We start from the raw sequence: 23,904 nt of genomic DNA, 5'->3' as shown, positions 1-23,904 counted from the left end.
GTCCAACCCCGCTCAGGTTTCGCTCAAAATGTATTCTGACCATTTTTTGGATTCAGGTCGTGCCGACCTGAAGCAAAAATGGTTAGGGTCGCCGCAACATCGGGAGAGGGCCGTATGACGGACGCCACAAACACGCCTGCAACGACGGGCGGAAAACGCATTGAGCTGACGATCCGGGCCGTGGTCCTGGGCTGTCTGCTGGCGGTGATCTTCACCGCGGCCAACACCTATCTGGGCCTGAAGGTCGGTCTGACCTTCGCCTCGGCGATCCCGGCGGCGGTGATCTCGATGGCGATCCTGCGGGCGTTCCGCACCTCGACCATCTGGGAGAACATGACCGTCCAGACCGTCGCCTCGGTGGGCGGCGCGATGAGCTCGATCATCTTCGTCCTGCCGGGCCTGGTCATGGTCGGCTGGTGGCTGGAGTTCCCGTTCTGGGAGTCGGTGCTGATCTGCATCTTCGGCGGCGTGCTGGGCGTGACCTTCTCCATCCCCCTGCGTCGCGCGCTGGTGGTGGAGGCGCACCTGCCCTACCCCGAAGGCGTGGCGGCGGCGGAGGTGCTGACCGTCGGCTCGCGCGGGGCCGAGGAGAACGAGAGCGCGGTGCGCGAGAACGCCGCCGGTCTGTGGGTCGTGGTGACGGGCGCCATTGTGTCGGCCGTCTACTCCCTGCTGGTCGCGGGCCGGGTCTTCGCCGGTGAAGCGGCCAAATTCATCAAGCTTCCGGCCGCGCTGGGCGGCGGGGCGACCGGCGTGGGCTTCGGCATGCAGTTCGCCCTGCTGGGCGCCGGCCACCTGATCGGCCTGAGCGTGGGTCTGGCCCAGCTGTTCGGCCTGATCCTGGCCTGGTGCATCGCCGTGCCGCTGCTGACCAGCCCGGACTTCATCGCCTGGCTGACGGCGCACAACATCCCGTCCATCGCGACGACCCTGCCCGCGGGCGTGGGCGCCGAGGAACTGGCCAGCACGGTCTGGGCCAAGGAAGTCCGCTTCATGGGCGCGGGCGTCATCGGCGTGGCCGCCATCTGGACCCTGATCAAGCTGGCCGGTCCGCTGATCAGCGGCCTGACCTCGGCCCTGGCCGCCAACGCCAAGCGCAAGCACGGCGAAGTGCTGGACCGCACCGAACAGGACATTCCGATCAATATCGTCGCCGGTCTGTCGGTCGTCTGTCTGGTCGGCATCGCGGCCATTCTGGCGGTCTTCGCGCAAGGCAATCCGACGCTGGCCAGCTCGACCCTGCTGCTGGTCGGCGGCGGCCTGATCTATGTGATCGTCATCGGCTTCGCCGTGGCCGCCATCTGCGGCTACATGGCCGGCCTGATCGGCTCGTCGAACAGCCCGGTGTCCGGCGTGGGCATTCTGGCCATCGTCGTCGCCTCGGTGCTGATGCTGGGCGTGCTGGCGCTGGCGGGCGTGCCCGCCGATCCGTCGGTCGTGGCCTTCGCCCTGATCGTCACCGCCGTCGTCTTCGCCGTGGCCGTCATCGCCAACGACAACCTGCAGGACCTGAAGACCGGCCAACTGGTCGGCGCGACGCCCTGGCGCCAGCAGGTGGCCCTGATCATCGGCGTCGTCGCCGGGGCGATCATCATTCCCATCATCCTGAACCTGCTGAACAAGGCCGTGGGCTTCGCCGGGGGGCCTCCGGGCATCGCCGACGATCCGCTGCCCGCCCCGCAGGCGACCCTGATCTCGGCCCTCGCCAAGGGCGTGATCGAGGGCGGACTGCGCTGGGACCTGATCGGTCTGGGCGCGGTGATCGGCGCGGTGATCATCGTGCTGGACGCCGTGCTGAACAAGGCGACCGGCGGCAAGGCCAAGCTGCCGCCGCTGGCCGTCGGCATCGGCTTCTACCTGCCCGCCGCCGTGACCACGATGCTGGTGGTCGGCGCGGTCGGCGGCTGGCTGTATGACAAGACGATCAAGGGCACCCGCTTCGCCGACGTCGGCCGCCGCATGGGCGTGCTGCTGGCCTCGGGCCTGATCGTGGGCGAAAGCCTGTTCCTGGTGATGACCGCCGGGGTGATCGTCGGCACCAACAACGAAGCCCCGTTCGCCATGCTGCCGGAAGGCTCGGCCTGGCCCGCCATGCTGGCCGGCATCGCCGCCTTCGCGGTGCTGACGGTCGGCCTGTACGCCTGGGTCCGCAGACGCTCGGCCAAGGTTTGAGCGAGACCCAAGCCCCACTGATCGCGCCGCGCCCCCGGAAGGTTCTGAGAGCCTTCCGGGGATCGGTCGTGGTGATCTACGGCGTCACCCTGCCGCTGGCGATACTGTGCGCGATGGGCGGAGCCGTCGGGCTGGCCTTCGCCACCTCGGAGCCGCCGGTCTATCAGCTGTCCATGACCCTCGGGTTCGCGGTGCTCGCCGGGCTGCTGGCGTGGCGGATGTGGTTGAACTCGCGGGCGCTCGGCTGGGCCGGCGCCGCCCCGGGGCCGCGACGCATCCTGCTGGTCTGGGCGCCGCTGGTCGCGTTGGCGTTGGTCGGACTGCTTGTGGCCCTGTTCGGTCTCGTCTGGATCGCCCTCGCCGTGTTTCTGATGCAGCGACAGGACCCGATGCTGCCATTGACCGCCACGGCGGTCCTCGGCGCCTTGGCCATCGCACTGGGCGGTCTCATGATCTGGCCCGTGATCAGACTGTCAGGACGTCGCCGCTCAGGCGGCGGCGGGGACCAGACCGCGCCAGACACGGGTCCGACGGGCGACGCCGGGAGCGCTGACCATCACCCGGTAGAGCAGGGCGAAGACCACGGCGCTGATCGCCCATGACAGCAGGACGTCCGACAGGAAGTGGCCGCCGAAGGCCAGCCGATTGACGGACAGAAGCGTGGCGTAGAAGACCGTCGGCGCGGCGGCGACGGGGCGATAGCGCCCCGGAACCAGCACCAGGACGGCGACGAACCAGGCGGCCAGCGCGCCCTCGCCGCTGACGAAAGAGCAGTTGGACTGGCACCAGTCGCTGATGCGCCAGACCGTCTGGTAAGGGGCGTCGCCGCCGAACAGGTCGACGCCGACCGGGCGCGGACGACCCCACCAGCTCTTCAGCACCCCGTTGACCACCAGGCCGGGGCCGACGGCGAGGGCCGCGAGCAGGAAGACGCTGCGCCGGGCCGCCATCAGGCCCGCTCCGCCCCGACGGACCAGCACCCGGAGCAGCCGCGCGATCAGGCCGAGGGCCAACACGATCAGGACGAAGTCAGAACTCTCGCGGAAGGCGCGCAGCAGGGGATCCCGGCTGGCCGGAAAGCCCTCGCCCGCCCGGTAGAAGAGATCTGTGGCGGCCAGATCGATCTGCGGGAAGAGCAGGAACAGCAGGGTCAGGGCGCCGACGACCGACAGGCTGAGGGTCAGCGAATCCAGCATCCGAGGCGCCGCCGTGGCCAACAGGCCCAGCCGCACACGCGCGCGATCCAGCCGCCGCGCCCATCGACGTCGGCGTTGCGCCCACGTCGGCGCGACCGTTCCCCAACGGTCGAACCCCGGTTCGGTCATGATGGCCCCCGCCCCTCAACCCGGAACCGGATTGCCTGACTCGTGCGTCGGGGCGGACACGGTTCCACGGCGGTCCGGCATCGGTTTTCGGACGGCGAAGCGACGCTCGATCCGAACAAGGAGCAGGGTATGAAATTACGCGGTTCAGCGGCCGCGCTGGCGTTTCGGTCCACTTGCCTGTAAGAGGCGCGCGCCTTCCCGCAATTATGCCCTGTCCAGCGGCCCGAACCGTTCCGGCCGCCCATTCGCGATACTCAAATGAATCTGCGCAACGTCGCCATCATCGCCCACGTTGACCACGGCAAGACGACCCTGGTGGACCAACTGCTCGCTCAATCGGGCGTGTTCCGAGCCAACGAAGCGACCACCGAGCGCGCGATGGACTCCAACGACCAGGAAAAAGAGCGCGGGATCACCATCCTGGCCAAGGCTACCTCGGTCCTGTGGAACGGCAAGGCGGGCGAGACCCGCATCAACATCATCGACACCCCCGGCCACGCCGACTTCGGCGGCGAAGTCGAACGCATCCTGGGCATGGTGGACGGCTGCGTCATCCTGGTGGACGCCGAAGAGGGCGTCATGCCCCAGACCAAATTCGTTCTGACCAAGGCGCTGAAGATGGGCCTGCGTCCCATCCTCTGCATCAACAAGGTCGACCGCGCTCACGCCGACCCGGACCGCGTTCACCTGGAAACCATCGAGCTGTTCGAGGCCATCGGCGCCTCGCCCGAGCAACTGGACTTCCCGCACATCTACGCCTCGGGCCGTAACGGCTGGGCGACCCTGGACCTGAACGAGAAGTCGGACACCCTGGCCCCGCTGTTCGACCTGATCGTCGACCACGTGCCGCCGCCCGCCGTGCAGGCCAACAAGGACAAGCCGTTCCGCATCCTGAATGTGCTGATCGAGAGCGACCCGTTCCTGGGCCGCATCCTGACCGGCCGTATCGAGAGCGGCAAAGCCGTTCCGGGCATGCCGATCAAGGCGCTGGACCGCGACGGCAAGACCATCGAACAGGGCCGCATCACCAAGGTGCTGGCCTTCCGCGGCCTGAAGCGCCAACCGCTGGACGAAGGTTCGGAAGCGGGCGACATCGTCGCCATCGCCGGCATGTCGAAGGCGACCGTGGCCGACACCCTGTGCGCCCTGGACGTCACCGAGCCGCTGGACGCCCAGCCGATCGATCCGCCCACCATCTCGATGACCGTCTCGGTCAACGACAGCCCGCTGGCCGGTCGCGAAGGCGACAAGGTCCAGTCGCGCGTCATCCGTGACCGCCTGCTGAAGGAAGCGGAGGCCAACGTCGCCATCCGCATCACCGAGACCCCGGGCGCCGACGCCTATGAAGTCGCCGGTCGTGGCGAACTGCAGCTGGGCGTGCTGATCGAGAACATGCGGCGTGAAGGCTTCGAGGTGTCGATCTCGCGTCCGCGCGTGGTCTATCAGACCGGCGAGAACGGCGAGCGTCTGGAGCCGATCGAGGACGTGGTCATCGACGTGGACGACGAGTTCACCGGCGTGGTCATCGAGAAGCTGTCGACCCGCAAGGCCGAGCTGAAGGACATGGGCCCGTCTGGCGCCGGCAAGACCCGCATCCAGCTGGCCTGCCCGTCGCGTTCGCTGATCGGCTATCAGGGGGAGTTCCTGACCGACACTCGCGGCTCGGGCGTGCTGAACCGCGTGTTCAGCCACTACGAGCCCTACAAGGGCGCCATCGAAGGCCGTCTGAAGGGCGTGCTGGTCTCGAACTCGGACGGTGAAACCGCGGCCTACGCCCTGTGGAATCTGGAAGAGCGCGGCGTGATGTTCGTCGGCGCCGGCGAGAAGACCTATCAGGGCATGATCATCGGCGAGAACTCGCGTTCGGACGACCTCGACGTCAACCCGATCAAGGGCAAGCAACTGACCAACGTCCGCGCCTCGGGCAAGGACGAGGCCGTGCGCCTGACCCCGCCGCGCCGTCCATCGCTGGAGCAGGCCATCGCCTACATCGAGAGCGACGAATTGGTGGAAGTGACGCCGAAGTCGATCCGCCTGCGCAAGTCGGTGCTGAACCCCAGCTTCCGCAAGCGCCGCGTGAAGGAAGACTAAGCCTCCTCGGCGACAGCTGGAGCTTCAGAAGGGCGAGCCGCAGGGCTCGCCATTTTTGCGTTCAGGCCCAGCATGCCGATCCAGCCGCCGCTGGTCAGCAGGGCGACGTCCAGAAGGGCCAGGGCCAGCGGGGTCGAGGTCGGGGCCGCGATGAAGCAGGGCCGCCATTCGGGGGCGAATTTCGCCTTCCAGGCGCGTAGGCCCGCGAAGCCGTACAGGGCGCCCCCCTCTTCGAAGACCAGGGCGCCGACACGGGCGAAGACGGGGGCGAGGCGGCGGTTCTCCAGCCCCGCCAGCGGGGCGCGGCCCAAATCCAGCCAGCGATAGCCCTCGTCCTTGGCCCACTGAATGGCGTGGATGAACAGATAATCCATGGCGCCGGGCGGGGCGTCCGGAGTGAAGCGCATCAGGTCCACGGCGAGCCGGTCGCCGCCGGGCATCAGATTGGCGAAGGCGACGATCCGGCCGCCCTGCCGGACGACGGCGATGGGGGTCAGGGCCAGGTAGTCGGGATCGAATCGGCCCAGCGAAAAGCCCTTCTCGGTCCCGATGTGATTGGTCAGCCAGACGTCGGAGACGGCGCGCAGTTGCGCCATGTCGGCCAGGGCCGCGCCCGCGGGCAGCATTTCGAAGGTCGCCCCCTCGCGCTCGCAGCGATTGACGGCGGTGCGCAGGTTCTGGCGCGACTTGCCCTGCAGGGTGAAGGCGTGGGTGTCGACCAGGGCCTCCTCGCCGATCTTGCGCACGGCCAGCCCCATGGTGGCGAGGTCCGCCAGGGCGGTCTCCTCGACCGCGTAGAAGACGGCGACGCCGCCGTAGCTGTCGGCCAGTTCGGCGAAGGCCCAGAGCAGGGCCAGGTGCTCCTCCTCCGGACCGACCGGCTCGCCCATGGTGATCCAGCGACGGCCCCGGACCCGATAGGCGATGAAGGAGCGGCCCGAGGGGCTGAACAGCAGGGCCTTGTCGCGCAGCATGGCCAGCCACCCGTCGGGCAGAACGCCCTCGCCCGCCTGCAGGATCAGCAGGGCGCGAACGACATCGGCCTCGTCGGCGGGGCCATGGCTGCGGGCGCCGGGGGCGGAGATCAGGGAGCGGCCGGCGACGATCACCGCCAGCAGGGCCAGCACGGCGCCGACCCGCAGGAAGCCGGAGACCTCGCGGTCGATCAGCAGGCTCCACCATAGATCATCGGTGTAGGCCACGTCGCGATAGGCGAAGAAGCCCAGCCACAGCATGCCCGCGACCACCGTCAGGACGAGCATGACCCAGGACGGCGACAGGGCCTCGAACAGGCGGGAGCGGCGGTCGAAGGCCGCGCGGCACGGGGCCAGAACGGCGGCGAGGACCAGCAGTTCGGCCGCCTCCTCCCAGTCCAGCCCCTTGAGCAGGGAGAAGGACGCGGCCAGCAACAGGACGACCATGGCCGCCAGCCAGGCGCCGCGCCGACGCCGCCACAGGCCTGCGGACAGGAGCAGCAGCAGGAAGCCCGAGATACTGGCCCCGAAGTGGGACAGTTCGATCAGGATGGGCGGCAGGATGGCGCGGATGTCGTCCAGCCGGTCCTCATAGGCCGGGGTCACGCCGGAGGTCAGCAGGACCACGCCCGCCCCCACCGCCAGCAGGGCGAAGATGTGGGGCGACACTTCGAACAGCAGGGCGAACGCCCGCGTCAGAAGTCTGTTGCCCTGCCCTGTCCTGTTTCGATCCATGGCGCAGATAGACCCGGAATCGGCCAATCACGGCAAGTCCAAGGTCATTTGCGGGCGGCTGAAACAAACAGAAATACGAGGTGTTTGCCTTCCCGTGCGAGCGCTTCCTGCTCGCCTGGACAGAGGCATCATCATGCGAAAGACCGCGCTCCTCACTGGCGTCGCCGGCCTGTTCCTCATGACCGCTCCGGCGTTCGCCCAGGACACGGCCCCGCAAACTCCTCCCGCCACGCCGCCGGCAACACAGGACCAGCCCGCTCCGGCCCAGCCGGAACAGACGGCTCCGGCGCCGACCGACCCGAATGCGCCGACTGACCCGAATGCGCCGACGCAACCGGGAACCACCCCGACCCAGCCCGCGCCGGATTCCTGGCAGCAGCCCGTTCCGCCCGCGCCCGAGCCCACCCCCCCGGATCAGCCGACGCAGGACGGCCAGACCCCGGATGATGACGACAGCGAGCCGGAACCGGCTCCGACCACGCCTCCGGGCGCCTGATAGGCTCCGGATAACAGAAAGGGCGGCTCTCGAAGGAGCCGCCCTTTTTCATTGGCCCAGGACCGGATCAGGCCCTGCGCTTCATCAGCCCCAGCAGGAACAGCAGCAGACAGGCGCCGAGGGTGGCGACGATGGTCGAACCGATCCAGCCGCCCCAGGTAAAGCCCAGCGCATTGGCGATAAAGCCGCCGATCAGGGCGCCGACGATGCCGACCAGCAGATTGGTCAGCAGGCCGTGATTGCGGCCCATGATCTGCTCGGCCAGCCAGCCGGCGATGATGCCGACGATGATCCAGAAAATAATGCTCATTTCGCTCTCTCCACAAAGCAACGCTCGGCGGGCAAACGCTCCTATCGGCGACGGGTTGCCTTGGCCTTAGAGAACGACGCTCACCCGTAATCCCCCGGGACGCGAGCGCGGCATGCCCCTTGAAGCGTGGAGGGCGAGCCGTCCCGCATCGGGACAGGCGGATCATCAAGGGACCCGGGCCATGGCTTCGGACATCGATCTTCACCTCGGACGCCGCCTGCGCCGCCGTCGTCGCCTGCTGGGCCTGACCCAGCAGCAGCTGGCCATGCAGGTCGGAATCCGGTTCCAGCAAATCCAGAAGTACGAGTGCGGCGCCAACCGCATCTCGGCCGCCCGCCTGTGGCAACTGGCTGAGGCGCTGGAATCGCCGGTCAGCTATTTCTACGATGGTCTGGAAGAGGCCATCGAACGCAAGGAAGCCGCCAGCCAGGGCGGTGAGATGTTTTCCCGCAAAGAAACGCTCGACCTGATCCAGGCCTACTACCAGCTGGGCGAACGTCCGCGCCGCCGTCTGCTGGATCTGGCGAAATCGCTGCACGCCGAGGAACCCCCGGCCGCAGCCTGAGAGTGTTCCCCCGTGGCGCGTTGCACAGCGCCCGGGAGGCCGTCCCCGATGCGTTGCACAGCATGGTGGACGGCGATCATCCGGTGACAGGCGGGCGGCGCGTGGGTATGCCGCCTGCCATGACCGAACATGAGCGCTTCATCGTCGAGCTGGCGAACACGGCCGCGGCCGTCACCCTGCCCTTCTTCCGCTCGGACATCGGGCACGTCGACAAGGGCGGCAAGGCGGGCTTCGACCCGGTCACCGAGGCCGACAAACAGGCGGAAGCCGCGATCCGCAAGCTGATCGCCGAACACTATCCCGACCACGGGGTGATCGGCGAGGAGTACGGCGAGGACCGGCCGGAGGCCGAGTTCGTCTGGGTGCTGGACCCCATCGACGGGACCCGCGCCTTCATCTCGGGCCTGCCGCTGTGGACGACCCTGATCGCCCTGCGAGTGCGTGGCGAGGCGACCGTGGGCGTGATCGCTCAACCCTATCTGGATGAAATCTTCCTGGGCGGCCCGTCGGGCGCGCGCCTGATCCGCAGCGGCGGCGAGACCCCGCTGAAGGTCCGCTCATGCGAGAAGCTGACCGAGGCGGTCATCTCGACCACCGATCCCAACATCTTCAACGGCGCCGAACTGGGCGCCTGGACGCAGGTGCGGGCGGCGGCGCGGCTGGCCCGGCTGGGCTGCGACGCTTACGCCTACGCCATGCTCGCATCAGGTCATATGGATCTGGTCGCCGAGACCAGCCTGAAGACCTGGGACTGGTCGGCGCTGATCCCGGTGATCGAAGCGGCGGGCGGCAAGGTGGTCAACTGGCGCGGCGGCAAGCCCGACGACGGCGGCCAGGTTCTGGCCGTCGGCGACGAACGCCTGATCGATCAGGCGCTGGTGACGCTGAAACGGGCAGCGGTTTGAGGGAGTGGCTAGTGGCTAGTGGCTAGTGGCTAGTGGCTAGTGGCTAGTGGCTAGTGGCTAGTAGGTTGCAACTGCGCGCCGCCCGGGATGACAAGCGCTTGCCCCGCTAACCACTCGCCCCTTAGCCACTCGTCACTTCTCAGGCCGCCGATGGTTCCGGCGTCGAGGACGGCGGGAATCCAAGGGGTTGCGCCGGATCGGCGGCCGGTTCCGGCTGGGCGACGACGGCGGGGCTCAGGTCCTCGACCGGCGAAACGTAGGCCGCCATGGCGTCGAACTCCTCAAGGAAGACCGCGCGCTTGTCGTCGGTCTCCATGATCGGCTCGTGCTTGGCGCCCGGAATCTCGACATAGCGGCCGCGACCCAGCCGCTTGGCGGCCCATTTGTTGGTCTGCTTCCAGACGCGGTCGTCCTCGCCCGACTGAACGACGGCGACCGGAATGCGGACCGACTTCAGCGCCTTGGGCTTGAGCGCACGCTCGCCGACATCGAGCCCGAAGGCCAGCCAGCCCCAGGTCGGGCCGCCGACGGCCAGATGCGGGCAGGCGAAGAGTTGCTGCCGCCACTGTTCGTAGCGGGTCTCGTCCGAGGTCAGGGCGTCCTTCTCGAACGTGTGGTCGAAGGGATCGTCCGGATCATCAAGCACATAGTCGCCCGCCTTGCCGTGACGCAGGTTCCAGCGGACGGCCAGCTTGACCGACCACATCGACCGCTTGCCGGTCTTGATGCGCAGCATGGGGCTGGACAGGATCGCGCCCGAGAAGCGCTCCTCGCCGTTCTCCAGCGTCATCAGGTTCAGGGCGCCGCCCATGGAATGGCCGACCATGATCCACGGCTTGGGCGCGCGGGCCTCGAAGGCGTCGAGCAGGCGGGCGTAGTCGTCGAGGAACTCCTCGACCGCGCGGGCGTGGCCCTTGAGGCGATCCGGCAGCAGGCGAGCCGACAGGCCCTGACCGCGCCAGTCATGCGCCAGCACGCACCAGCCGCGCGCGAGGAAATTGCCGATGACCTCGAAATACTTCTCGATCGGCTCGGTGCGGCCGGGGCTGAGCACCACGGTGCCGCGCGGCTTCTTCGCGACGAGGGCCGACGGGGTCCAGAAGGCGGCGCGCAGGCGCAGGCCGCCGGCGCCGCGGAACCATTCGCCCTCGCCACCGGGGGGCGAGGAAGCGCCCGGAACGCCCATCAGAGGCGCATTGGCGGCGTAGGCGGCGGCTCGGTTCACTCAGGCTTCCTGAACTTCAAGGTCATGCGATCGCTTTCGCCGATCTCGTCGTATTTCGCACGATCGAAGGTCGGGTCCGGCGCGGTTCCGCGCGGCGCGGTCAGACGCAGCGGCGGCAGGGTGTCCACTCCGAAGGGATGATCCTTGGTATCCCTTTCATTCGCGTTGATTTCCGACGCGGCGACGAAGGCGAAGCCCGCTTCCGCCGCCAGTTGTCGAACGAACGCTTCCTGGACGTATCCGTTCGCCGCGGCGGGGTCCTGATCCTGGTCAGGGCCGAGCCGGTGCTGTTCGACGCCCAGAATGCCGCCGGGGCGCAGGGCGGCCCAGGCGTCGGCGAAGGCCTTCTCCGCGATGCCCGAGGCCATCCAGATGTGCAGGTTGCGCATGAACAGGACCAGATCGGCCGTACCCGCCGGAGCGACCGGGCCGGAGGTGGCGCCGAAGGCGCTGAGCTCGATCTCGCCGTAGAGCTTGCGGTCGTTGGTGAAGCGCTGCTGGAAGGCGGCCATCAGTTGGACCTGCGCCGGATCGGCGCCCGGTCCGGTCTGGAAGCCGGCGGCGATGTAGTGGCCGGCGCCCTCGGCGAGGTAGGGGGCGATGATCTCGGTGTACCAGCCGCTGCCTGGCCAGAAGTCGACCACGGTGAAGCGCGGCTGGAGGCCGAAGAAGCGCAGGGTCTCCATCGGATGGCGGGCGGCGTCGCGCGCCTTGTCCTGGGCGCGCCACGGACCGGCGACAGCCCATTCCAGCGATCCCTTGGGCGGACCATCCGGCGTGGCCGGCGGTTCGGCGGTCTCTTCCTTCTCGCCACAGGCGGCCAGCCCGAGCAGGGCCGAGGCGGCCACGCCGGAAAGCACGGCGCGGCGGGACAGAAGCGGTCGCCAACCCTTGTTCAAATCATTCATGCACGGCCCCCGCAGGACGGTCCGGACGCCTCTGGCCCCGCCCCGGAACGGAGGGCTTAACCTTGTTCCCCCGCGCGGTCAAAACGCACATCACCTCAGTCCGGCTTGCGGAAACGAAGGGTCATGCGGTCGCTTTCACCGACCGCGTCGAAGGCGGCGCGCTCCTCGGCGGTGAGGGGCGTGGGCCGGTCGTTGGCGTTGCCCTCGCGCGGGGCGCTGACCCGGGTCGGCGGCAGGGTCCAGACGCCGTAGGGGTGGTCATGGTCGTCGCGCGGATTGGCGTTCAGTTCGCTGCGGCCCTCCAGCACGAAGCCCGCGGCCTGGGCGGCGTGGATGACATAGCTTTCGGACACATAGCCGGTGGGGGCGGTGGCGTCGGCGTTTAGTCCCTCGGGCCCGCGATGCTGCTCGATGGCGAGGACGCCGCCCGGCTTCAGCGCCTTGAAGAAGGCGGCCATGTAGGGGGCGGTGCGCTCGCTGCGGTGCCAGTTGTGCAGGGCGCGGGCGACCACGATCATGTCGGCGGTCCCGTCCTCGACGCCCATGCCTTCCAGCGGACGGTTGACCGGGACGTAGCGCCCGCCGGTGGCGGCGGCGTAGGGCTCGAGGATGTTGCGCCACCAGCCCGCGCGGCCCGGCTCGATCTCCACCACAGTCAGGTTCGGGCGCAGGCCCCAGAAGGTCAGGGTCTCGAAGGGATGGCGGTAGGCGTCGCGGGCGCGGTCCGCCTCCGGCCGGGTCGCCGAGGCCACGGCGGCCTGCAGGGCGGCGTCTTCCTGCAACTCGGGCGGGGCCATGGCGGCGCGGCGGGCCGAACGCTGGGCTGGGGTCTCGTCCAGACTGGGCAGGGGCGGCAGGGTCTGGGCGACGGCGGCCGCTGGAATGAACAGGGTGGCGGCCATGGCCAGAACGGTCAGACGCATCGATTTGCCCGGTGAGGTTCAAAGAGGCGGCGACCCTGACGGCGCCGGTCCAAGGGGGCAAGTCGCATCGCGCGGAACGCGACAGGATCACGCGGTCTTGACGTCGAAACGCGGCTTCCCATCTGAGCTCTCGAGGCCGCCGATCCCGGGGCCTCCGGAGCGCGCGGGGCCGATCACGGGCCGCACGAGCCGAACTCCCATCGCCGGTCCGGGCATACAAACCGCGGGGCCGGTCACCTTGCTGATCCTCAGGAGGATGCCATGCGTACCTATGATTTCTCGCCGCTGTACCGTTCGGCTGTCGGTTTCGACCGTCTGGCCAATCTGCTGGAAAGCGCCGCGCGCACCAGCCAGGAAAACGGCTGGCCGCCCTACAACATCGAGACCACGGGCGAGAACGCCTATCGCATCGAGATCGCCGTCGCCGGCTTCAAGCCCGACGAGCTGAACATCGAGGTGAAGGAGAACCTGCTCACCGTCACCGGCCGCAAGACCGCCAATGACGGCGCGGACACCACCGCCCCCGAGCGCAACTTCCTGCATCGCGGCCTGGCCGAGCGCGACTTCGAGCGACGCTTCCAGCTGGCCGACTATGTGGTGGTGAAGACAGCCGACCTGTCGAACGGCCTGCTGTCGATCGAATTGGCCCGCGAGCTGCCGGAGGCCCTGAAGCCGCGCCGCATCGAGATCGGCGGCGGCTCCAAGCTGATCGAAGGCAAGAAGGCGAAGGCGGCGTAAGACGCCGCTCAGAGCCTGCGGTTGGCCGATCCGGCCTCAAGCAGCCGACAGGCGATAGGCCAAGAGAGAGGGCGGTGCGAAAGCGCCGCCCTTTTTCGTTGTCAGGAGAGGTCGAGGCCGCGCGCGCCGGTGGTGATCGCGCCCCGCATCTCGGCCTGACGCAGGCAGGCGCCGTGCATGATGGCCCGGTTCAGCTCGGCGTTGGCCAGATTGGCGCGCTTGAGGTCGGCGCCGGACAGGTCAGCGCTCTTCAGGCTGGCCCCGCTCAGGTCGACGGGCATCAGGCGGTCGGCGGCGATCATCAACGGCCCCAACTGGGCCTCGCGCAGGTCGGCGCCGTCCAGACGGGCCCGGGCCAGCCGGGCGCCGCGCAGGTCCGCGCCGCGCAGATTGACCGAGCGCAGGTCGGCCCCTTCCAGATGCGCGCCCTGAAGCTGCACCCCGCCCATGTCGAGGCCGTAGAAGACCGCGCCCTTGGCCGAGAGGGCGGTCAGGTTGTAGCCCCGGATAGACTTCAGCGCCCGCAGGTCCACGCCGTCAAAGACCGAGGGACGGCCCGAGGCGCCGCCGGTTTCGCACCACTGGGCGTGTTCGGACAGCATGTCGGCGGCGGGCATCTTGCCGACCGGCGCGCCGGCGGGCTTGTCGTCGGTCAGGGCGCCGGACATGTCGGCCCCGTCCGTGCGCCACATGGCGGCCTTGACCCCAACCAGAACCGCATCGCGCAGGTCGGCCCCGGTCAGGTCGGCGCCCGACAGGTCGGCCCCGGCGAGGTTGGCGCCCTTGAAGCTGGCCTGCTTCAGATTTGCCCGGACCAGCTTGCAGTCCTTCATGATGGCGTCGGAGAAGTCGGCGGCGACGGCGACCACGCCGGTCAGCTTGGACCGTTCCAGGTTGGCCCCGGCCAGACAGGCGCCCTGGGCGACGGTGTCGCGCACGGCGCGGGCCTCGACCACGCGGAAGCCCAGCCGGGAGTCCGCGGCGGCGATGGTGCCTTCACGCAGGTCGGCCTCGAACAGGTCCGCGCCCGTCAGGTCGGCGCCGCGCAGGCAGGCGCCGCGCAGGTCGGAGCGACGCATGCTGGCGTCGCGGAAACAGGCGTCCTGCATGTCGGCGCCGAAGAAGGTCGCATTGTCGAGGCGGCAGCCGGACAGGTCGCAGTCGATCAGGCAGGCGGCGGCGAAGTCGGCGTCGGCCAGGTTGCGCCCCGCCAGCGACAGGCCCGACAGGTCCATCCAGGCGAAGACCGCGCGGGCGCCGCCGGGCTTGGCCTGCCACAGGCGGTCGTGCCGGGCGCAGATGGCGTCCAGTTCCTGTTGGGTGATCCGCTTTCTGGCGGCGGGGGTTTGGGCGTTACTTCCCGACATTGCGCCAGAATGGCACGCTCGCGCTTAAAAAAACGTGTGTTTCTAACGTCGTAAGGCCACGCTTAGAGGGTCAGCAGGCCCTGTTCGCGCAGGGCGTCGGCCAGCTCGCCGGGACCGACCCACAGGCGGGTGTAGCCGGCCTCGCCGAGGCGTTTCAGCTCGGTTTCCAGATCGGCGCGCGAGGAGGCGGCGAAGCGGGCGTCGAAGCCCTCGCCGGTCTCGCTGATGCGGACCATGGGGCGACCGGTCTCGACCCGATGGAGGTAGCCTTCATAGAGGACGGCGGCCTCCTGCGAGAGCAGGCCGGTCTCGACGTCCAGCCCGGCCTTTTTCAGCCGCTCGACGCCCCGGCCCGAGGCGAAGGGCGAGGGATCGACGGCGGCGACGACCACGCGCGACACGCCCGCGTCCATCAGGAAGTGCGAGCAGGAGGTGCGGCCCGAGGACCGGGCGCCGCAGGGCTCCATGGTCACATAGGCGGTCGCGCCCTTCGCCTTGTCGCCCGCCGCCGGAACGGCCTGTTCCTCGGCATGGGGACGACCGCCGGGGGCGGTGGCGGCTTCGGAGACCACCTCGCCGTCCTTGACGATCACGCAGCCGACCGCGGGGTTCGGCCATGTCTGGCCCATCCGCGCCTTGGCCAAGGCGATGGCCCGGCCCATGAAGCGGATATCGTCCGAGGTCTGCTGCGCGCTGGTCATGATCAGGCTCCGGCGATCGGCGGCAGGGGGGTGGCGCGCTCGGCGTCGAGATAGCGGGCGGCGGTCGGGGTCAGCGACGCGTCCAGATCGATCTCCAGCGGGTTGCCCGTGGGGATCTCGACGCCGACGATCCGGTCGTCCGGCACGTTGAACAGGTGTTTGACGATGGCGCGCAGGCTGTTGCCGTGGGCGGCGATCAGCACGTCCTCGCCCGCCTTGAGGCGCGGGGCGATGTCGGCGTCCCAATAGGGCAGGACGCGATCCAACGTGGTCTTCAGGCTTTCGGTGTCCGGGATGTCCTTGCCCGCGTAGCGGGGGTCGGCGGTGAAGTCCCATTCGCCGCCCGGCGCCAGCGGCGGCGGCGGGATGTCATAGCTGCGGCGCCAGATCTTGACCTGGTCCTCGCCGTGCTTGGCGGCGGTCTCGGCCTTGTCCAGCCCGGTCAGGCCGCCGTAGTGGCGCTCGTTCAGACGCCAGTCCTCGACCACCGGCACATCTTTCAGGCCCGCCGAATCCAGCGCCAGAGCGCCGGTCCGCTTGGCCCGTTTGAGGACCGAGGTGAACATGACCGCCGGATGGAAGTCGGCGCCGGCGATCAGTTCGCCGCCCTTGCGCGCCTGCGCCTCGCCCTCGGCGGTCAGGTCGACGTCGACCCAGCCGGTGAAGCGGTTCTCGAGGTTCCACTGGCTCTGGCCATGGCGCAGCAGGATCAGGCGGGGCATGCGGGTCTCCGGACTATGGTCTGTCGGGCGTAGGCCCGGGGTCCGGAAGGGTCAAGCTTTGCGCCGCGCCCGGCGTTCCGCACCCATGACGACGTTCGCGCGTTGTTGCGGCGCCCGAGCGCCCGGGGCTATCAAGGCGCACCTTTCGCCGCGACCACTTCGGTCCGGCCAATCAGGACATTCCATGCTGAAGCCCCGCGCCGACCTTCGCCCGAACACCGCCGAATACGAAACCACGCCGCTGGTGAAGGCGACGGGCTTCCGCGAGTACGACGCGCGCTGGGTGCTGGAGAAGGAAATCAACCTGCTGGGCATTCAGGCGCTGGGCCTGGGCCTGGCGACCTACATTCACGAGATCGGCCAGCGGCCCAAGATCGTCGTGGGTCACGACTTCCGCAGCTACTCCCTGTCGGTGAAGCAGGCGCTGATACTGGGCCTTCTGGAAGGCGGGATGGAGGTGCTGGACATCGGCCTGGCCCTGTCGCCGATGGCCTATTTCGCCCAGTTCGAGCTCGGCGCGCCCTGCGTGGCCATGGTCACCGCCAGCCACAACGAGAACGGCTGGACCGGCGTGAAGATGGGCGCCAACCCGCCCCTGACCTTCGGCCCCGACGAGATCGGTCGCCTGAAGGAGATCGTGCTGGAAAATCAGGGCATGTCGCGCGAAGGCGGCAAGCTGGTCCACATCGAGGGCTTCCGCGAGAAATACATCGCCGACATCGTGTCCAAGGTGAAGCTGACCCGCCCGCTCAAAGTCGTCGCGGCCTGCGGCAACGGCACGGCGGGCGCCTTCGCCCCCGAGGCCCTGCGTCGGATGGGCGCCGAGGTGATCGAGATGGACACCGACCTCGACTACACCTTCCCGAAATACAACCCGAACCCGGAAGACCACGCCATGCTGGTGCAGATGGCCCAGCGGGTGAAGGAAACCGGGGCCGATCTGGCGCTGGGCTTCGACGGCGATGGAGACCGCTGCGGCGTGGTGGACAACACCGGCGAGGAAATCTTCGCCGACAAGATCGGCCTGATGCTGGGCCGCGACCTGTCGGCCCTGCACCCGAACGCGACCTTCGTCGTCGATGTGAAATCGACGGGCCTGTACAAGACCGACGAGGTGCTGAAGGCCAACGGGGCCGAGACCGTCTACTGGAAGACGGGCCACAGCTACATCAAGCGCAAGACGGCCGAGCTGGGCGCGCTGGCGGGCTTCGAGAAGTCGGGCCACTTCTTCTTCAACGCCCCGCTGGGCCACGGCTATGACGACGGCATTGTGGCCGCCGGCGCCGTCCTGGCCATGCTGGACCGCAATCCGGGCAAGAGCCTCAGCGAACTGAAGACCGCCCTGCCGGATGCGTGGACGTCGCTGACGATGAGTCCGCACTGCGACGACGAGCTGAAGTACGATGTGCTGGAGCGGATCGTGGCCGAGTATCAGGCCCTGGCCGACGCGGGCGGCGAGATTCTGGGCCGCAAGATCGTGGAGGCCATCACCGTCAACGGCGTGCGGGTGCACCTGGAGGACGGCAGCTGGGTTCTGGTCCGCGCCTCGTCCAACAAGCCGGAGCTGGTGGTCGTGGTCGAGAGCATGCGGTCGGAAGACGACATGCGCGCCCTGTTCCGCGAGGAAGTGAAACCGCGCCTGGCGAAGTACGAAGAGATCGGCGCGTATAACCAGGAAATCTGAGCCCCGCCGCCGGGCCTGATTCCGACACAATGGCGCGGGCATCGTGAAGCTTCACCGTAACGGAGTCGCTGACCATGCTCGCCGCCCTCGTGACCGCCCTCGCCCTGCAAGCCGCCTCGCCCGACGCCGCCCTCGGCTGCGCCCTGACGCCTGACCATCTGGCGGCCAACCGGACCCTGAGCTTCGAATCCTTCGATCAGGCGGGCGTGAACCCGTGGACGGCGCGCAAGCTGGGCGAACGCGAGTGCTACGTCGAGGCGGCGCGGGTCAGCGAGGACTATCTGCTCCACGGACCGGAACTGACCGAACGCCAGCGGCAGGTCGTCAGCTGGCATCTGGGCCAGTACCTCGCCTCGTCTGGCGCGGAGCTCGAGGCGGCGCGGGTGATGGCCACCACCATCCGGCGCGAGGAAATGACGCCCGACAATTTCGACTGGAACACCTACGTCCTGGGCACCCACGCCTTCCTGACCAAGGACCGGCCCGCCATGGACGCCGCGGTGACGGCCCTGTCGGCGCAGGAGGGGATGCGCAACCAGATCAACGCCCGCGCCCTGCGGCGCCTGCAGGGCTGCTTCGACAAGCCCTATCGCGAGGCCTACGCCTGCCCGGCGGACTGATCCGGGGTTGAACCCCTTCCCGGCGCGGTCCAGAACCCGATCAAAACGGGAGGCGTCGTGACGGGGACCATCCAGCGTGTCGTGATCGTGGGCGGAGGCTATTCCGGCGCCATGCTGGCCGCCCGGCTGGCTGAGAGCGGAATCGCCTCGACCATCATCGACCGGAACGGCCAGTTCGGGCTGGGCGTCGCCTATTCCACGCCCTTCGACGGCCACCTGCTGAACGTGCGGGCCAACCGGATGACGGCTATCGAGGGGCGGCCTGACGACTTCGTGGACTGGCTGAAGGCCCATCATCCCACGCAGGCCGATCCCGAGAGTTTCGCGCCCCGGCAGTGGTACGGTCGCTATGTGCAGGACCGGCTCGAGGCCGTGGACGCGGCCCATCCGGGACTGATCATCCGCCTCGTCGGCGAGGCGGCGGCGGTGGAGGGGACCACCGTGCGGCTGGCGGACGGTCAGGCGATCACTGGCGACGCCGTGGTTCTGGCCACCGGCAATCCTGCCCCGAAGACGGCGGCTCCGGGCGCGGCGGAAGATCGGGTGATCGTGGACGGTTGGGCGCCCGGCGCGCTGGACCGGATCGGCGAGACCGACGATGTGATCGTGGTCGGCACCGGCCTGACCATGGTCGACATGGTCCTGTGGCTGGAGGCGCGCGGCTGGCGCGGCGTGGCCAGGACTCTGTCGCGCCGGGGCCTGACCCCGCGCGGTCACGAGGCCCGCCCCGATACGCCGGTTCCGCCCACGGACGCCCTGCTGCACGAGACCCCGTCGAAGCGGCTGCACGAGGCCCGCAGGCTGTCGGACAGCGGAAACTGGCGCGGGGTGATGGAGGGGCTGCGCCCGATCACCGCCGAGGCTTGGCGCGACGCCGACACCCCGACCCGGGCGCGACTGGTGCGCCACCTACGCCCCTGGTGGGACGTGCACCGCCACCGCATCGCCGACAGCATCGCCGCCGCCCTGACTGCGCTGACGACAGCGGGCCGTCTGACCGTCACCGCCGGACGGGTGTCGCGGATCGAGCAGGACGCCGAGGGTGTGACCCTGACCTTCAAGCCCCGCAGCGGTCCGGCCCAGCCGCCGCTGACGGCGCGCTGGCTGATCGACTGCACCGGACCGGGGCATGATCCGGCCAAGGACGCCCTGACCGGGCCGCTGCTGGCCTCGGGCCGGGCGCGGCTGGACGCGCTGAAGCTGGGGCTGGATCTGGACGGACAGGGGCGGGTGCTGGGCGCGGACGGGACGCCGGACCCGCGCCTGCTGGTGCTGGGCCCGCCCGCCCGCGCCGCCTTCTGGGAAACCATCGCCGTGCCCGACATCCGCAAACGGATCGAGGATGTGGTGAAGACGCTGACGGAAACGCCCGCATGAAACGCCTGATCGCCCTCCTGCCCCTGCTGGCCCTGACCAGCTGTGACTTGCCGGTCGCGACGACGCCGACCGCGACTTCGATGGCGGTCGAGAGCTGCATCCTGCCGACCAGCCTGCCCGCGCCGCATCTGGAGACCGTGCGACCGGACGAGGTGGTCGCCGACCGGCCGATCCTGTTCCACATGCTGGCGGTGACCTGGATGCCCGAGACCTGCCGCGCGGGCGGTGATGGTCAGGGCGACATGGCCTGTTCCGGGCCGAACAAGTTCGGCTGGACCCTGCACGGGCTGTGGCCGAACTCGGACGGGCGGCCCTATCCGCGCTTCTGCCGGGCGGCGACGCGGGTGTCGGACGCCACCATCCGGGCGGAGCTGTGCCGGACGCCGTCGGTCGATCTGGTTCAGCATGAGTGGGCGGCGCACGGCGTCTGCGGCTGGGACACGCCCGAGGCCTATTTCGCCCAGTCGGCGACCATGTACGACAAGCTGGCCCGGCCCACGCCGCGCGAGGGGATGACCGCCGGACAGCTGCGCGACGCCTTCGCGGCCGCCAACCCGGGCCTGCCGCGCGACAGCGTCTATATCGCCACCAGCGACCGGGTTCGACTGCGCGAAATCCGCATCTGCAACGACCTGTCCTTCAACCCCCGCCCCTGCCCCGGCGGCGAGGTCGGCGCGCCGGATGCGACGGTGCTGACGGTGGAGCCGGTGCGGTCTTAACCCGCCGCCTTCACCGCCGCCGAGACATCGGCGACGACCGCCTTGACCAGAGCCTCGTCGTCGCCTTCGGCCATGACGCGGATCAGTTTCTCGGTGCCCGAGGGGCGGACCAGCAGGCGGCCCTGCCCCTTCAGGCGGGCCTCGGCGTCGGCGATGGCGGCCTTGACGGTCGCGTCCTCCAGCGGCTTGCCGCCGGTGAAGCGGACGTTCTCGAGCAGTTGCGGGACCGGCTCGAACTGACGGGCGAGTTCGCTCATCGGACGGCCGCTCTCGACCAGGACGGCCAGCACCTGAAGCGCCGACATCAGGCCGTCGCCGGTGGTGGCGTGGTCATGCAGGATGATGTGGCCCGACTGCTCGCCGCCGACGTTGAAGCCGCCCTCGCGCATCCGCTCCATGACGTAGCGGTCGCCGACCTTGGTGCGCTCCAGAGTCAGGCCCTCAGCCACCAGGGCGCGTTCCAGACCCAGGTTGGACATGACGGTGGCGACCAGGCCGCCGCCGGTCAGCAGACCGCGACGGGCCCAGTCCAGCGCGACCAGCGCCATGATCTGGTCGCCGTCGACGATCTGGCCCTTCTCGTCGCAGATGATGACGCGGTCCGCGTCCCCATCCAGCGCGATGCCGATGTCGGCGCGGTGGGTGCGTACCGCGTCGACCAGGGTCCGGGGGTGGGTGGAGCCGCAGTTCTCGTTAATGTTCAGGCCATTGGGCTCGACCCCCACGGCGATCACATCGGCGCCGAGCTCATAGAGGGTGGTCGGGGCGACCTTGTAGCCGGCGCCGTTGGCGCAATCGACGGCGATGCGCAGACCCTTGAGCGTCAGCCCCTTGGGGAAGCTGGCCTTGGCGATCTCGACATAGCGGGCCTGACTGTCGTCGATGCGTTTCACGCGGCCGATGCGGTCGGCGGGGGCCAGGCCGGCGCCCAGATCCTCGTCCATCATCGACTCGATCTTCAGCTCGACCTCGTCGGACAGCTTGTAACCGTCGGGGCCGAACAGCTTGATGCCGTTGTCGAGGAAGGCGTTGTGCGAGGCCGAGATCATCACCCCGATGTCGGCGCGCATGGAGCGGGTCATCATGGCCACGCCCGGCGTCGGCAGGGGGCCGAAGGTGCGCACGTCCATCCCCGCCGAGGAGAAGCCCGCCACCAGCGCCGGTTCGATCATATAGCCCGACAGGCGGGTGTCCTTGCCGATGACCACCAGATGGCGGCGGTCGTCCGACGACATGAACATCCGCCCCGCCGCCAGACCCACGCGCAGCGCCACTTCGGGCGTCATCGGATGGGTGTTGGCGCGGCCGCGAATGCCGTCGGTGCCGAAGTAGCGTCGTTCAGCCAAAGTCCAGTCTTCCTTGCTCGGCGGCGCACGTAACCTTGCGAAACCGCTTTTCAGGTGCAAATCCACATCGTCGTCGCCTACATCGGCGCTGACAGTCAGGGTCGGCTTAGACCCTCCCGCGCCGAGGTGCAAAGCGCGGAATTCCGATTTCTCCGAGGGTTCTCTTCATGTGCGGCATCATTGGCGTGACGGGCGTCGGCCCGGCGGTTCCCCGTCTGATCGACAGTCTGAAGCGGCTGGAATACCGGGGCTATGACTCCGCCGGGGTGGCCGCGCTGGTCGACGGCAAGATCGAACGGCGCCGCGCCAAGGGCAAGATTCGCGAGCTGGAGGCCGTGCTGGCCGCCGATCCGCTGGACGCCACCATCGGCATCGGCCACACCCGCTGGGCCACTCACGGCGCGCCGACAACCGCCAACGCCCACCCGCACAAGGCGGGCCGGGTGACGCTGGTCCACAACGGCATCATCGAGAACTTCGCCGAGCTGAAGGCCGAACTGGTCGCCGAGGGGCACGCCTTCGAGAGCCAGACCGACACCGAGGTGGTCGCCCACCTGCTGGACAGCGAACTGGCCAAGACCAATGACCCGCTGGTCGCCTTCAAGCGCGTGCTGGACCGGCTGACCGGCGCCTATGCGCTGGCGGTGCTGATCGAGGGCGAGGACGGCCTGATCCTGGGCGCCCGCCGCGGCAGTCCGCTGGTGGTCGGCTGGGGCGACGGCGAGATGTATCTGGGCTCCGACGCCCTGGCCGTCGGCCCGTTCACGACCAAGATCAGCTATCTGGAGGAGGGCGATTTCGTCGCCATCGACCGGGACGGGGCGCGCATGTTCGACGCCTCGGGCGCCCCGGCGGACCGCCCGGTGGTGCAGGTCTCGGCCTCATCGGCCCTGGTCGAGAAGGGCGAGTACCGGCACTTCATGGAGAAGGAGATCCATGAGCAGCCGGACAGCGTCCAGCACACCCTGAGCCACTACCTCGACTTCGTGAACGGCAAGGCCAAGGCCAACGAGATAGACTTCGCCGCCATCGACCGGGTGCAGATCGTCGCCTGCGGCACCGCCTTCTACGCGGGCCAGATCGGCCGCTATGCGTTCGAGAAGCTGGCGGGCCTGCCCTGCGACGTCGAGATCGCCTCGGAGTTCCGCTATCGCCACCCGGCCCTGACCAAGGGCACGCTGGCCGTCGCCGTCAGCCAGTCGGGCGAGACCGCCGACACCCTGGCCAGCCTGACCTGGTGCAAGGGGCAGGGGCTGAAGACCGCAGCTCTGGTCAATGTCCATTCGTCGTCGATGGCGCGCGAGGCCGAGACCCTGTGGCCGACCCATGCCGGACCGGAAATCGGCGTGGCCTCGACCAAGGCCTTCACCGCCCAGGTCGCCGCCCTGCTGGCGCTGGCCGTCTCGGCGGGCGTCCAGCGCGGCCGCATCGATCCGGCCACCGAGGCCGAACTGGTCAAGGCCCTATTCGAGGCCCCGCGCCTGATCGCCGAGGCGATGAGCATGGAGGCCGACCTGAAGGCCGTCGCCCTGGACCTGTCGAAGGCCACCGACGTGCTGTTCCTGGGCCGGGGCTCGATGTTCCCGCTGGCCATGGAAGGCGCGCTGAAGCTGAAGGAGATCAGCTACATCCACGCCGAGGGCTATGCCGCCGGCGAGCTGAAGCACGGCCCGATCGCCCTGGTGGACGAGAAGACCCCCATCGTGGCCCTGGCTCCGCTGGACGAGGTGTTCGAAAAGACCGCGTCCAACCTGCAGGAAGTGGCCGCGCGCGGCGGCCCGGTGATCATGATCGCCCCGAAGACCGCCCCCGATCCCCACGGCGCGGGCATCCGCCGGGTCGATGCGCCCGAGTGTCACTCGCTGATCGCGCCGTTGATCTACGCCATCCCGGTGCAACTGCTGGCCTATTATACGGCCGTCCAGAAGGGCACCGATGTGGACCAGCCGCGCAATCTGGCGAAGTCGGTCACCGTCGAGTGATCGCTTCCTTCTCGAAATG

22 protein-coding genes are annotated in these 23,904 nt (G+C 69.0%); 12 read left to right on the top strand and 10 right to left on the bottom strand.

The genetic code is table 11. The annotated features are described in order from the left end of the window. The first annotated feature begins 114 nt into the window (after positions 1-114). Positions 115-2,172, top strand: a complete 2,058-nt coding sequence (locus ACTIEF_RS02895; protein ID WP_439470695.1) for an OPT family oligopeptide transporter — start codon at positions 115-117, stop codon at positions 2,170-2,172. Continuing rightward, positions 2,169-2,774 (top strand): hypothetical protein, encoded by a 606-nt coding sequence (locus ACTIEF_RS02890; protein WP_439470694.1) that lies wholly within the window; start codon positions 2,169-2,171, stop codon positions 2,772-2,774. The genes ACTIEF_RS02895 and ACTIEF_RS02890 overlap by 4 nt, the downstream gene beginning before the upstream one ends. Here the strand turns inward: ACTIEF_RS02890 and ACTIEF_RS02885 are convergent. Then, positions 2,661-3,497 carry a phosphatase PAP2 family protein gene (locus ACTIEF_RS02885; RefSeq protein WP_439470693.1) on the bottom strand — a complete coding sequence of 279 codons (837 nt, stop codon included), beginning with the start codon at positions 3,495-3,497 and terminating at the stop codon, positions 2,661-2,663. The two genes, ACTIEF_RS02890 and ACTIEF_RS02885, sit on opposite strands and share 114 nt — an antisense overlap. A 258-nt stretch (positions 3,498-3,755) precedes the next feature. On the opposite strand from ACTIEF_RS02885, the gene typA reads away from it, so the two are divergent. Next, entirely contained in the window at positions 3,756-5,588 is a 1,833-nt protein-coding gene (gene typA / locus ACTIEF_RS02880) for a translational GTPase TypA (RefSeq protein WP_439470692.1), read from the top strand. Here typA and ACTIEF_RS02875 read toward each other — a convergent pair. Beyond that, a complete protein-coding gene (locus tag ACTIEF_RS02875) occupies positions 5,585-7,324 on the bottom strand; it encodes a GNAT family N-acetyltransferase (RefSeq protein WP_439470691.1) in 1,740 nt (579 codons plus the stop codon). The genes typA and ACTIEF_RS02875 overlap by 4 nt on opposite strands. 106 nt (positions 7,325-7,430) lie before the next feature. Here ACTIEF_RS02875 and ACTIEF_RS02870 point away from each other — a divergent pair, with 106 nt between their 5' ends. After that, positions 7,431-7,793 carry a hypothetical protein gene (locus tag ACTIEF_RS02870; protein WP_439470690.1) on the top strand — a complete coding sequence of 121 codons (363 nt, stop codon included), beginning with the start codon at positions 7,431-7,433 and terminating at the stop codon, positions 7,791-7,793. A 67-nt stretch (positions 7,794-7,860) separates the two neighbouring features. Here ACTIEF_RS02870 and ACTIEF_RS02865 read toward each other — a convergent pair whose 3' ends face one another. Further along, the gene (locus ACTIEF_RS02865; RefSeq protein ID WP_439470689.1) at positions 7,861-8,103 is read right to left on the bottom strand and encodes a GlsB/YeaQ/YmgE family stress response membrane protein; all 243 of its coding nucleotides are present in this window, start codon (positions 8,101-8,103) and stop codon (positions 7,861-7,863) included. 181 nt (positions 8,104-8,284) lie between these two features. Here ACTIEF_RS02865 and ACTIEF_RS02860 point away from each other — a divergent pair, with 181 nt between their 5' ends. Beyond that, positions 8,285-8,668, top strand: a complete 384-nt coding sequence (locus tag ACTIEF_RS02860) for a helix-turn-helix domain-containing protein (RefSeq protein ID WP_439470688.1) — start codon at positions 8,285-8,287, stop codon at positions 8,666-8,668. Positions 8,669-8,787: 119 nt separating this feature from the next. Further along, the gene (hisN, locus tag ACTIEF_RS02855; protein WP_439470687.1) at positions 8,788-9,573 is read left to right on the top strand and encodes a histidinol-phosphatase; all 786 of its coding nucleotides are present in this window, start codon (positions 8,788-8,790) and stop codon (positions 9,571-9,573) included. A gap of 139 nt (positions 9,574-9,712) precedes the next feature. Here hisN and ACTIEF_RS02850 read toward each other — a convergent pair whose 3' ends face one another. The 3 genes from ACTIEF_RS02850 to ACTIEF_RS02840 form a co-directional block, all read right to left on the bottom strand. Continuing rightward, complete coding sequence (locus ACTIEF_RS02850) at positions 9,713-10,798, bottom strand: alpha/beta fold hydrolase (RefSeq protein ID WP_439470686.1); 1,086 nt, start codon at positions 10,796-10,798, stop codon at positions 9,713-9,715. Next, positions 10,795-11,706, bottom strand: coding sequence for a class I SAM-dependent methyltransferase (locus tag ACTIEF_RS02845; protein WP_439470685.1), 912 nt, complete (start codon positions 11,704-11,706; stop codon positions 10,795-10,797). Before ACTIEF_RS02845 ends, ACTIEF_RS02850 begins: the two co-directional genes overlap by 4 nt. 95 nt (positions 11,707-11,801) lie before the next feature. Continuing rightward, complete coding sequence (locus ACTIEF_RS02840) at positions 11,802-12,629, bottom strand: class I SAM-dependent methyltransferase (protein ID WP_439470684.1); 828 nt, start codon at positions 12,627-12,629, stop codon at positions 11,802-11,804. Between the two features lie 261 nt (positions 12,630-12,890). On the opposite strand from ACTIEF_RS02840, the gene ACTIEF_RS02835 reads away from it, so the two are divergent. Continuing rightward, positions 12,891-13,367, top strand: a complete 477-nt coding sequence (locus tag ACTIEF_RS02835; RefSeq protein WP_439470683.1) for an Hsp20 family protein — start codon at positions 12,891-12,893, stop codon at positions 13,365-13,367. 101 nt (positions 13,368-13,468) lie between these two features. Here the strand turns inward: ACTIEF_RS02835 and ACTIEF_RS02830 are convergent, their stop codons facing one another. The 3 genes from ACTIEF_RS02830 to gpmA all read right to left on the bottom strand — a co-directional run bounded on the left by ACTIEF_RS02830 (position 13,469) and on the right by gpmA (position 16,157). Then, on the bottom strand, positions 13,469-14,734 hold the full coding sequence (locus ACTIEF_RS02830; RefSeq protein WP_439470682.1) for a pentapeptide repeat-containing protein: 1,266 nt from the start codon (positions 14,732-14,734) through the stop codon (positions 13,469-13,471). Between the two features lie 62 nt (positions 14,735-14,796). Further along, positions 14,797-15,435 carry a bifunctional diaminohydroxyphosphoribosylaminopyrimidine deaminase/5-amino-6-(5-phosphoribosylamino)uracil reductase RibD gene (ribD, locus tag ACTIEF_RS02825; protein WP_439470681.1) on the bottom strand — a complete coding sequence of 213 codons (639 nt, stop codon included), beginning with the start codon at positions 15,433-15,435 and terminating at the stop codon, positions 14,797-14,799. Positions 15,436-15,437: 2 nt separating this feature from the next. Then, a complete protein-coding gene (gene gpmA / locus ACTIEF_RS02820) occupies positions 15,438-16,157 on the bottom strand; it encodes a 2,3-diphosphoglycerate-dependent phosphoglycerate mutase (RefSeq protein ID WP_439470680.1) in 720 nt (239 codons plus the stop codon). 184 nt (positions 16,158-16,341) lie between these two features. Here gpmA and ACTIEF_RS02815 point away from each other — a divergent pair, with 184 nt between their 5' ends. The 4 genes from ACTIEF_RS02815 to ACTIEF_RS02800 all read left to right on the top strand — a co-directional run bounded on the left by ACTIEF_RS02815 (position 16,342) and on the right by ACTIEF_RS02800 (position 20,557). Continuing rightward, positions 16,342-17,841: a phosphomannomutase/phosphoglucomutase gene (locus tag ACTIEF_RS02815; protein ID WP_439470679.1), complete on the top strand. Its 1,500-nt coding sequence runs from the start codon at positions 16,342-16,344 to the stop codon at positions 17,839-17,841. A gap of 74 nt (positions 17,842-17,915) precedes the next feature. After that, a complete protein-coding gene (locus ACTIEF_RS02810; protein WP_439470678.1) occupies positions 17,916-18,461 on the top strand; it encodes a hypothetical protein in 546 nt (181 codons plus the stop codon). 57 nt (positions 18,462-18,518) lie between these two features. Further along, positions 18,519-19,838 carry an FAD/NAD(P)-binding protein gene (locus ACTIEF_RS02805; RefSeq protein WP_439470677.1) on the top strand — a complete coding sequence of 440 codons (1,320 nt, stop codon included), beginning with the start codon at positions 18,519-18,521 and terminating at the stop codon, positions 19,836-19,838. Further along, positions 19,835-20,557 carry a ribonuclease T2 family protein gene (locus tag ACTIEF_RS02800; protein WP_439470676.1) on the top strand — a complete coding sequence of 241 codons (723 nt, stop codon included), beginning with the start codon at positions 19,835-19,837 and terminating at the stop codon, positions 20,555-20,557. The genes ACTIEF_RS02805 and ACTIEF_RS02800 overlap by 4 nt, the downstream gene beginning before the upstream one ends. On the opposite strand, the gene glmM is transcribed toward ACTIEF_RS02800, so the two are convergent. Next, a complete protein-coding gene (gene glmM, locus ACTIEF_RS02795; protein WP_439470675.1) occupies positions 20,554-21,903 on the bottom strand; it encodes a phosphoglucosamine mutase in 1,350 nt (449 codons plus the stop codon). The genes ACTIEF_RS02800 and glmM overlap by 4 nt on opposite strands. Positions 21,904-22,070: 167 nt before the next feature. On the opposite strand from glmM, the gene glmS reads away from it, so the two are divergent. Further along, positions 22,071-23,885 (top strand): glutamine--fructose-6-phosphate transaminase (isomerizing), encoded by a 1,815-nt coding sequence (gene glmS / locus ACTIEF_RS02790; RefSeq protein ID WP_439470674.1) that lies wholly within the window; start codon positions 22,071-22,073, stop codon positions 23,883-23,885. Positions 23,886-23,904 lie beyond the last annotated feature (19 nt).

The sequence above is a fragment of the Brevundimonas sp. genome (assembly GCF_051858995.1).
GTDB lineage: Bacteria > Pseudomonadota > Alphaproteobacteria > Caulobacterales > Caulobacteraceae > Brevundimonas.
Note: the sequence above shows the minus strand (reverse complement) of the source record. Positions and strands in the feature narration are given on the sequence as shown.